Raw genomic sequence first — 1,011 nt, 5'->3', positions numbered from 1 at the left:
ACGGCAGGCGCTATGTCTGTTGATTCTATCGGTGACGTGGGCTTGGAAGGCCATGACGACGAAATGCTGGTGCAACGCTTTGACCACAACGTCACTGTACCGACTAACCCACAGTCTGGTAACCCATCCGGCCAGCGCGTTCACAAGCCATTCAAATTCACCGTGGCCTTGAACAAAGCGGTTCCACTGCTTTACAACGCCTTGTCCTCTGGTGAAAAACTGCCAAAAGTAGAATTGAAATGGTACCGCACCTCGGCCGAAGGCAAGCAAGAGAACTTCTTCGTAACAGCGCTTGAAGGCGCGGTTATCGTGGACATTCATTGCGAAATGCCACACTGCCAAGACCCAGCGATGGGTAACTTCACACAGAATCTAACGGTCTCTATGGCTTACCGTAAGATCACTTGGGATCACATCAACTCTGGTACATCGGGTTCTGATGACTGGAGTAAACCAATCGAAGCGTAAGCTTGTATTGGTTCGGGCCGCCTGTTCACTCAGGCGGCCTTTTTGCGTATTAATGGTTCACAATTCTTACGCATTCCTCACGAGCTTCGGGGTAGATGGTCTGCTCTGAACGTGAATAATGGGTTGTTTAAGTTTTTAGATAGACCGTCATAACAAAGGAAACTGGTATGGCTACATTGACGTTTACATTGGCTCTCGACGGCATGGAAGACAACACTCTACTTGTCCGAGAATATCAAGGGCACGAATCGCTCTCCGATTCTCTGCTGAAAAACGGTTCGCCTTGTTATGGCTTCCGTTATCAATTGTCTCTTGCCAGTCGTCAATCGGACCTGTCTGCTGACACCCTCGTCGATAAAAACGCCGAGCTACGCCTGTTTCGCAATGGCGAACTGATTCAACGAGTGCACGGTATTGTTCGTCATTTTGAAAAAGGCGACACCGGGCATCACTTCACCTATTACGGTTTAACCTTGGTTCCTGCGCTGGAACGTTTATCCTTGCGTCACAACAGCCGTATTTTCCAAAAGCAAACCGCCCAAG

The 1,011-nt window shown here is 49.2% G+C and carries 2 protein-coding genes; both read left to right on the top strand.

All coding sequences use genetic code 11. From position 1 onward, the window contains the following. The coding region (locus DK187_RS20215) for an Hcp family type VI secretion system effector (RefSeq protein WP_111609107.1) at positions 1-468 on the top strand (468 nt) is incomplete at its 5' end. A 167-nt stretch (positions 469-635) separates the two neighbouring features. Continuing rightward, positions 636-1,011 (top strand): contractile injection system protein, VgrG/Pvc8 family (locus DK187_RS20210; protein WP_275426775.1); only part of this gene is annotated, 376 nt, incomplete at its 3' end.

The sequence above is a fragment of the Marinomonas arctica genome, from assembly GCF_003259225.1.
In the GTDB taxonomy this organism is placed as follows: Bacteria; Pseudomonadota; Gammaproteobacteria; order Pseudomonadales; family Marinomonadaceae; genus Marinomonas; species Marinomonas arctica.
Note: the sequence above shows the minus strand (reverse complement) of the source record. Positions and strands in the feature narration are given on the sequence as shown.